The organism is uncultured Chryseobacterium sp. (assembly GCF_936933875.1).
In the GTDB taxonomy this organism is placed as follows: Bacteria; Bacteroidota; Bacteroidia; order Flavobacteriales; family Weeksellaceae; genus CAKZIK01.
Genome location: NZ_CAKZIK010000021.1, coordinates 1 through 7,931, shown reverse-complemented (window position 1 = coordinate 7,931; position 7,931 = coordinate 1). Strand labels below are relative to the sequence as shown.

Genomic DNA, 7,931 nt, shown 5'->3' with positions numbered 1-7,931 from the left:
ACAATCATATTCGAAATTCCTTCCGGCATGTTGTTTTCTTTAAGAACTTCATTGATGATATTTTGACAGGCAATTGCGCACAACCCAACTTTTTCAGAAGGTTTCCAAACGGTAACATTACCGCAAATCCAGGCTAAAGCCGTATTCCACGACCAAACTGCCACCGGAAAATTAAAGGCAGAAATAATTCCCACAATTCCAAGCGGATGATACTGTTCATACATTCTGTGTCCCGGTCTTTCGGAATGCATCGTGAAACCGTGAAGTTGGCGCGACAAACCTACCGCAAAATCACAAATATCAATCATTTCCTGAACTTCGCCCAAACCTTCCTGCAAAGATTTCCCCATTTCGTAGGAAACGAGTTTTCCCAAATCGTCCTTGTACTCACGAAGTTTGTTTCCGAACTGACGAACCAATTCTCCTCTTTTCGGCGCCGGAATCTGTCTAAATTCCACAAAAGCCTTTTTCGCGGTCTCTATAATTTTGTCGTAATCTTTTTCGGAACCGCTCACAATTTTGGCAATCAGTTTTCCGTCAGTTGGCGAATAAGATTCGAGCAAATCTCCTGACGCAAAATATTTTCCGCCGCTTGAAACACCTTTATTTTCTGATTTGATTCCTAAATTTTTGAGGGATTTTTCGATTCCGTAATCGTTCTGTTTTTTAGACATTTTTTTGTTTTTCGTTCGTTCTTAAAGATAAAAACTATTCGCAGAACCGCAAAAAATTTGGATAGATTTAAAATTTCTTAACACGAAACGATTAAAATTTAATCAGTATTTTTGAAAAAAATCTCAAATGGAACATCAGCCACAAAATCAGGAAAACAATTCCAAACTTAAAAAATGGTTTAAGCGTGTAGGAATTGGCGGTTTAATATTTTTTACCGCAAAAGGATTGGTGTGGCTCGCGATTTTCTATTTTGGTGCGGATGCTTTGGAAGGGTGTGTTTCGAAGTGATTATTTCAGCCAATTTTCCTTTCTAATCCAATACTCCACATTTTCGCGGTTCGGTTCTCCATGATAAGCAACGTTGATTTCACCTTTCAGTTCTGCTCCTAATCTTTCCATTGCTTTTCTTGAACGGAAATTATCTTTACCCACATGAAATTTTACCAGATCAACATAGTTAAAAATATAATCCAACATCAGTTTTTTGACTTGAGGATTGAGTTTTGAGCCCCAGAATTTTGTTCCGTAAAACGTATAGCCGATGAAAATGGAAGATTCATCCTCATCGTTAGAATAAAACCGCGAACTTCCGGCAACTTCGCCGCTTTCTTTATCGATAATCATAAAAGCACCACCACTTGCAAGCGCGCCTTCAAAAAAATTCTGAAACACTTCCCTTTCGTAGCGGTTTTTGTTCGGATGCTGCTCCCAAACTTTTGGGTCGGAAGCGACTTGGTAAAGCCTTTCAAAATCGGACTCTTTGAGAGGTTGTAGTATAAAATTTTCGTTTTCGAGGGTGGGTTGAAGAAAGTTTTCCATTTGTAACACAGAGTTCTTTAGGGTTCTACACAGAGTAAAATGAGTTTTTCAAAATTAAAAATAAGTTTTGGCTAAAGCCAATGAATTTCTAAAAAACTAAATGGGCTAAAGCCCATTCCTATTGATAAATAAAGATATTTTAAAACTGATTCATTTTATTTTCCCCAGATTTCGCAGATTTCCCCAGATTTTTTGTTTCCTGCGTGAAAAACTTTGTTTGTTTGTTTGTGTTTAGAACAAAATTGCTTTTTCCAGTTCCAACAATTTTTGTTTTCTCCAAATTCCACCACCATAACCTGTAAGTTTTCCGTCGCTTCCGATAACTCGATGACAAGGAATGATTATTGAAATTTTATTCAAACCATTTGCATTGGCAACAGCGCGAACTGCTTTTGGATTACCTAAAATATTCGCCTGTTCCTGATAACTTCTTGTTGTTCCGTACGGAATTTTACGCAGAACTTCCCATACATTTTTCTGAAATTCTGTTCCAACCGGTGAAAGTGGAACGTTAAACTGAATTCTTTTTCCTTCAAAATATTCTGCCAATTCTTTTTGTAACGTTTTGAAATGTTTGTTTTCACCCTGGATAATATTCGCATTGAAATGCTTGGAAATTTCTTTCAACTCGGTTGGTAAAGCTTTTCTGTCGCTGAATTCAAGCATACAGATTCCGTTTTCATCGGCACACGCAACCATTGTTCCGAGCGGCGTTTCAATTCTTTTTAAATCAACCACTTTTTCAAATTTTGAATTTTTTGGAGAAACTCCAAAAACATTTTTAAAACTGTCGCTGAAACCGCTTAAACTTTCATAGCCGCTGTCAAAAGCAGTTTCTGTAACGCTTTCGCCTGAATTTAACTTTTTAAAAGCCGAATTCAGTTTGTGCATTCTCTGAAAAGCCTGAAACGTCATAGCGTGATGTTTCTGAAACCAACGGCGAACTGTTGCCGGTTCCAAACCGCGTTTCACCAAATCATAATCCTTAAATTTCAATGACGGGTCCGTGGAAAGTTCATCCAAAATTTTCTGAATTTCCGCAGGCGTTTCACCCGGATTTCCCAAAGGTTTGCAAACTTTACACGGACGGTAACCTTTCAAAATGGCATCCTTTGTATTGTCGAAAAATTCTACATTTTCAAACTTTGGTTTTCTTGCAGTACAGGTTGGTCGGCAAAAAATTCCTGTCGTTTTTACGCCCATCCAAAAAACGCCCTCAAAATCGGGGTTTTTATCGTTGGATGCTTTGTACATGAGTTGTGGTGAAAGGTTCATTTGGTTTAAAGTTCAAGATTGATGGTTCAAAGTTATTGTTATTCAAAATAATCAACAACCGAAAAATTGACAACCATTTTTAGGTTTTGACTAAAGTTAATTGAATTACCATAAAAAAAAGCGGGCTAAAGCCCACTCCTATTGATATTTTTAAAATAAAAAAATTATTTTTTCGCCGCGGCATCACGTTCAATCTGCTTAATTTCCTTTAGTTTTTCAACGATTTGATATACCGTCTCAGGCTTTCCTGTTTTTAACGGAACAACTGTTTTCACATTATCCCATTTGAAAACCAAATCCACCGAATTTTCATCTAAAGGATTAAGAGCAATTTCAAAAAACTCCTGTTTTTCAGCCAATTTTTGAACCGGAACCGTTACCGCATACAAATCCTTCGAAGCATCATAATCGGTTCCCCAACTTTGGGAATCGCTATTCAGAATGATTTTCCATTCTTTTTCGGTCGGCAAAATATAAAGTCCATATTTTCCGGCAGGAACAACAGTTCCACCAAAGTTAATAGATTGTTTGAATTCAATTTTTGTGGAAGAATTTGCTCCGGCTCTCCAAACTTTGCCGTAAGGAACCAAGTCGCCAAAAATTTTTCTGCCTTTTACGCCCGGTCTTCCGTAATCGACAGTAATTTTAGACATTGAAAACTGTTGTTCAACGGTTTGTCTCGGACTTGCTGCCGGGAGAGTCCATTGGGAATAAGCGGAAACGGAAATGGCGAACAAGGCTGTAATAAGGAGTCTTTTCATAAAATTATTTTTGCTAAAGATAACTCAAAATTTGCATATGAGAAACTCTAATAGTTCATACTATATTATTCTGTTTCGCCACACTGATGAGTTCGGCTACATTTTTCACCTGAAATTTGTGGATGATATTTTTTCGGTGTGTATCAACAGTTAGAGGACTTAAAAATAGTTCTTCGGCTATGGCCACACTGGTTTTTCCTTCGGTTAGAAGTTTTAGAATTTCTTTTTCGCGTTTCGTTAAGCGTGGGATTCCGGAAAGTTCATTTTGCGATGGTTTGCTGATAATTTCCTTTACTTCGTTGCAAAAGACAATGTTTCCTGAAAGCGCGCCCCGGATACAGCTGTGCAATTCGTCAATGGTAGCATTTTTCAGCAGATAACCGCTGGCTCCATTCTGGATACACTGCATGATGATGCTTCTTTCCGAACGGTTGCTGAGCATAATAACCGATGTTTTGGGGGAAATTTTCTTAATTTCCGCGCAGAGTTCTATACCGTTGGAATCGGGCAGTGTAATATCCAGCAGCACAATATCCGCTTCATTGGTTTTAATGAAATTCCGAATTCCGGCACCATCGTTAAAAGTAGCGACAATACTAAAAAATTTTTCATTTTCAAGCATCATTTTCAGACCCTGAATAACGATGGGATGGTCGTCGACGATGACGATGCTAATGTTATGCGACATGGGTGTTGATTTCTATATTTACGGAGGTTCGCTGGTTTTCTGTGGACTGTATTTCCATTTTACCTTTGAGAAAATCGACCCGGTTTTGCAGGTTTTTCAAACCGAGACTTTTCACTTTGCTCATTTCACTTTCGGTGATGCCTTTTCCGTTGTCTTCCACCGTAATGTAGAACTCTTCACCGTTTTGCGAGCACTGCACCAATATATTATCGGCGTTAGAATGCTTGACAGCGTTGTTCAGCAGTTCCTGCACGATTCTGTAAATGTTTACCTGCAAATTCAGCGGCAGATTTTTCTGAATATTAATCGCCTGAAAATCGATGGTTAAACCGTCTTTCATATAAAATTCGCAGAGATCTTTCAAAGCGATTTCCAGTCCGAAATTTAAAAGCGATTCCGGCATCAGATTCCTCGCAACACGCCGAAGTTCGGAAACTGAGGAATCCAGCTGGTTCAGAATTTTGTGAAAACTTTCATACTGGTCTTCTTCCAAATGATTACTGCTCCAGGTGGAAAGATTGATCTTCACACCGGCAAGCATACCGCCAAGTCCGTCGTGGAGGTCTTTTGCTACGCGTTCGCGCTCGCGTTCTTCCCCATCCAGAATGGCTTTGGTTAGATTGAGTTCTTCGGTTTGTTCCTTTTCCCTGAGTTTTTGCTGAAGATTGATTTCGCGCTGTTCCGAAAGTTTTTTCTTGTTGCGAAAATAAAAATAAGTGAACACACCTGCACCTAAAAAAACAAGTGTTGAAATAATAAACGTCCACATGTATTGGTTCTTTTTGTTGATTTCAAGCTCCTGAACCGCCAACTGTTTTTCTTTTTCAGCGGTGCGGAACTTGGTTTCCATCATTAAGGCTTTTGAGTCTCTTTCCTCTGCCAATAAACTGTCGCTTAAAGATTTGGTTTCCAGCTGATGTTCATAAGCCTTTTTGTAATCGTTTAACTCTGCATATATTTTGGACATTTCGTTATGCAGAATTCTGGCATTAAGTTTTGTAGACATAAGGTCTTTCCTGTTGATAATCGTCTGCAAAACAGCAAGTGCTTCTTTGGGCCTGTTCAGATTTCTCAGGCTGAAAGCTTTTTGGTAAATAAGTCCAAAATAATCTTGTGGCGTAATTGCTGGTGCTTCCAAACCTTTGTTGAGGTACCGCAGAGCGTTCTCATAATCCCTGTTCAACTGAAAATACTTGGCATTTACAAGATAAAAGAAAACTGCAAGTGGATTTTGGGGATAGCGCCTAATAATCGCTTCTGCGCTCTGTAGGCATTTTTTTGCTTTTGCACTGTTGTTCAGGTAGAGATAAGACTGTGCAGCATTCACATTAAATTCAATTTTCCGCTCTAAAATATTATAATTTTCTGGTTCCTTTTCTATAGTTTTAAGCGACTGATCAAAATAAGAAATGGATTTTTCATAAAGTTTGCGGTTGTACATTTCGGTACCTATATCATTCAGATATTGTGCTTCTAAATCTTTTCTTCCTGCTTTTGCGGCAAGTGGAATTGATTTGTTTAAAATAATGGAAATAAAAATGTCCGAATTGTCTTGATACTGCTCCTGGACTGCATAATTATGCCATGCATTTGCCATTAGTGCAAAGGATTCTTTGGTCTGCTCTTTTTCCAGAAGCTTCAAAGCCTTTTGGTAAAATTTCTGAGCTTTTTTGGGCTCAAAACCAAAAAACTGCTGCCCAAAGGTAAACTGAACTTTTCCCTTTAAATATTTATTGTTCTCCGGAATTAGTTTCTTGGCTTTTTTGATGTAGGAAATAGCTTCCACAGTATCAGTATCAGAGAGGTAATTGGCAATCTCCAGAAGCAGATCGGCCTTTTTTAACGCATTTTTCTCCTTTTTCAACAGGGTTTCCAAACTGTCTCTTTCCTGCGCCGGAAAAACGCAGGGAACAAGAAAAAGCAGCAGCCAAAATAGATTCTTCATGATTTCTACGCTACTGCGCCGGTTTTTACTTCAATATTTATGGTGGTTCCTTCATTCTGAATACTCTGAATCTCCATTTTACCTTTCAGAAAATCGACCCGGTTTTGCAGGTTTTTCAAACCGAGGCTTTTCACTTTGCTCATTTCACTTTCGGTGATGCCTTTTCCGTTGTCTTCCACCGTAATGTAGAACTCTTCACCGTTTTGCGAGCACTGCACCAATATATTATCGGCGTTAGAATGCTTGACAGCGTTGTTCAGCAGTTCCTGCACGATTCTGTAAATGTTTACCTGCAAATTCAGCGGCAGATTTTTCTGAATATTAATCGCCTGAAAATCGATGGTTAAACCGTCTTTCATATAAAATTCGCAGAGATCTTTCAGTGCGATTTCCAGCCCGAAATTTAGCAGCGATTCCGGCATCAGATTTCGGGCAACACGGCGAAGTTCGGAAACTGAGGAATCCAGCTGATTCAGAATTTTGTGAAAACTTTCATACTGGTTTTCTTCCAAATGATTACTGCTCCAAGTGGAGAGATTGATTTTCACACCGGCCAGCATACCGCCAAGCCCGTCGTGGAGGTCTTTTGCAACTCTTTCGCGCTCGCGTTCTTCTCCATCCAGAATTGCTTTGGTAACTTTCAGCTGTTCCGTCTGTTCTTTTTCTTTCAGTTTTTGCTGAAGATTGATTTCGCGCTGTTCCGAAAGTTTTTTCTTGTTGCGGAAATAAAAATAAGTGAACAAACCTGCACCTAAAAAAACAAGTGTTGTAATAATAAATGTCCGCATATACTGGTAGTCATGGTCGGAAGAAATTCCGGCCATTTTTTATGACTAAGTTTTGAATACCTTTCCGGGGTCTCCGCCTGCAAAAATGATAAGTATTTCGGTAATCATATCGCGAAGTTCCATGGCAATGCGCCTTTTTGCGGTTTTGTAGCCTAAAGCGTTGGCTTTTTTGTAAATCAGCAATAGCATTGAGGCAATCATCGTCATGTATACCATCACTTCGATGCCGTTTTTGTTGAGCGAGACCAAATGGCTCAGATTGAGTTCCTGCTTTAGAAATCTGAAGAAAACTTCAATATCCCAGCGTTTGCGGTAATAGTCAGCAATTTCCTTGCTGCTGAGTTCAAACTCGTTGGTTAAAAACCAAAACTCTTTCTTTGTTTTTTCGTTACGGATTACCACCAATCGAAAATCAGTTTCTACTTTTTCTTCACGGTGATGCACGTTTCCACGCTTGTTTTGTACCGGGATTCCGGTGTAGAGTTTTACTTTACTGTCTTTCAAGACTGTCCAGTCATCCCATCTCTCAGAACCTTGCGAAGTGAGATAGGATTCGACTTCTTCAAACTTGCGGTTTTCTTTAGAACGGACAATGAATTTTACCGACTTTTCTTCAAATTCCTTCATCACCCTTACCGACTGCAAACCCCTGTCGATAACATAAATATTACCGTGATGTTCTTCCTTTTTTACCTGCTTTAGGATGGCTTCCGGCAGCGCATTGTCTTCTGCAGAATATTTCTGTCCGGTAAAAACCTCTGCTCCCGAAGGTAGAACACCATCAAAAGAAAAACTGAACTTCACCAATTTTTTACCGCTTTTCTGGTCGATGCCTTCCTTGAGTTTTGAGCAGGTATCGGCGACAATAGTACTGTCCACCCGGATAAGGTTGTATTTCTCTATCTCGGCTTTATTGTAGAGTTGCGAAAATCTTCCGTACATCTGCTCGTAGATTTCTTTGAAATAATTAGGGTCAATTT

Annotated in this window: 9 protein-coding genes; 1 reads left to right on the top strand and 8 read right to left on the bottom strand. The window is 39.1% G+C overall.

Annotation, left to right across the window (positions count from 1 at the left end; translation table 11 throughout):
* Positions 1-674: aldehyde dehydrogenase family protein (locus Q0252_RS02950; RefSeq protein WP_297983627.1), on the bottom strand; the 674-nt coding region annotated here is incomplete at its 3' end.
* A gap of 127 nt (positions 675-801) precedes the next feature.
* Here Q0252_RS02950 and Q0252_RS02945 point away from each other — a divergent pair.
* Positions 802-963: a hypothetical protein gene (locus Q0252_RS02945; RefSeq protein ID WP_297983625.1), complete on the top strand. Its 162-nt coding sequence runs from the start codon at positions 802-804 to the stop codon at positions 961-963.
* Here Q0252_RS02945 and Q0252_RS02940 read toward each other — a convergent pair whose 3' ends face one another.
* From Q0252_RS02940 to Q0252_RS02905, 7 genes are all read right to left on the bottom strand, one after another.
* Complete coding sequence (locus Q0252_RS02940; RefSeq protein ID WP_297983622.1) at positions 964-1,494, bottom strand: GNAT family N-acetyltransferase; 531 nt, start codon at positions 1,492-1,494, stop codon at positions 964-966.
* 231 nt (positions 1,495-1,725) lie between these two features.
* On the bottom strand, positions 1,726-2,769 hold the full coding sequence (locus tag Q0252_RS12285; RefSeq protein WP_367174811.1) for a bifunctional transcriptional activator/DNA repair enzyme AdaA: 1,044 nt from the start codon (positions 2,767-2,769) through the stop codon (positions 1,726-1,728).
* A 164-nt stretch (positions 2,770-2,933) separates the two neighbouring features.
* Positions 2,934-3,530 (bottom strand): DUF2911 domain-containing protein, encoded by a 597-nt coding sequence (locus Q0252_RS02925; RefSeq protein ID WP_297983619.1) that lies wholly within the window; start codon positions 3,528-3,530, stop codon positions 2,934-2,936.
* A 55-nt stretch (positions 3,531-3,585) separates the two neighbouring features.
* The gene (locus Q0252_RS02920; RefSeq protein WP_297983617.1) at positions 3,586-4,218 is read right to left on the bottom strand and encodes a response regulator transcription factor; all 633 of its coding nucleotides are present in this window, start codon (positions 4,216-4,218) and stop codon (positions 3,586-3,588) included.
* The gene (locus Q0252_RS02915; RefSeq protein ID WP_297983615.1) at positions 4,208-6,163 is read right to left on the bottom strand and encodes a sensor histidine kinase; all 1,956 of its coding nucleotides are present in this window, start codon (positions 6,161-6,163) and stop codon (positions 4,208-4,210) included. Before Q0252_RS02915 ends, Q0252_RS02920 begins: the two co-directional genes overlap by 11 nt.
* A gap of 5 nt (positions 6,164-6,168) precedes the next feature.
* The gene (locus tag Q0252_RS02910) at positions 6,169-6,987 is read right to left on the bottom strand and encodes a sensor histidine kinase (protein WP_297983612.1); all 819 of its coding nucleotides are present in this window, start codon (positions 6,985-6,987) and stop codon (positions 6,169-6,171) included.
* A 9-nt stretch (positions 6,988-6,996) separates the two neighbouring features.
* Positions 6,997-7,931: IS4 family transposase (locus Q0252_RS02905; RefSeq protein ID WP_297983609.1), on the bottom strand; the 935-nt coding region annotated here is incomplete at its 5' end.

Coding starts and splice junctions, on each gene's coding strand:
- Q0252_RS02915 (WP_297983615.1), bottom strand. CDS start 6,163: ATGAAGAATCTATTTTGGCTGCTGCTTTTTCTTGTTCCCTGCGTTTTT.
- Q0252_RS02910 (WP_297983612.1), bottom strand. CDS start 6,987: ATGGCCGGAATTTCTTCCGACCATGACTACCAGTATATGCGGACATTT.
- Q0252_RS02940 (WP_297983622.1), bottom strand. CDS start 1,494: ATGGAAAACTTTCTTCAACCCACCCTCGAAAACGAAAATTTTATACTA.
- Q0252_RS02920 (WP_297983617.1), bottom strand. CDS start 4,218: ATGTCGCATAACATTAGCATCGTCATCGTCGACGACCATCCCATCGTT.
- Q0252_RS02945 (WP_297983625.1), top strand. CDS start 802: ATGGAACATCAGCCACAAAATCAGGAAAACAATTCCAAACTTAAAAAA.
- Q0252_RS12285 (WP_367174811.1), bottom strand. CDS start 2,769: ATGAACCTTTCACCACAACTCATGTACAAAGCATCCAACGATAAAAAC.
- Q0252_RS02925 (WP_297983619.1), bottom strand. CDS start 3,530: ATGAAAAGACTCCTTATTACAGCCTTGTTCGCCATTTCCGTTTCCGCT.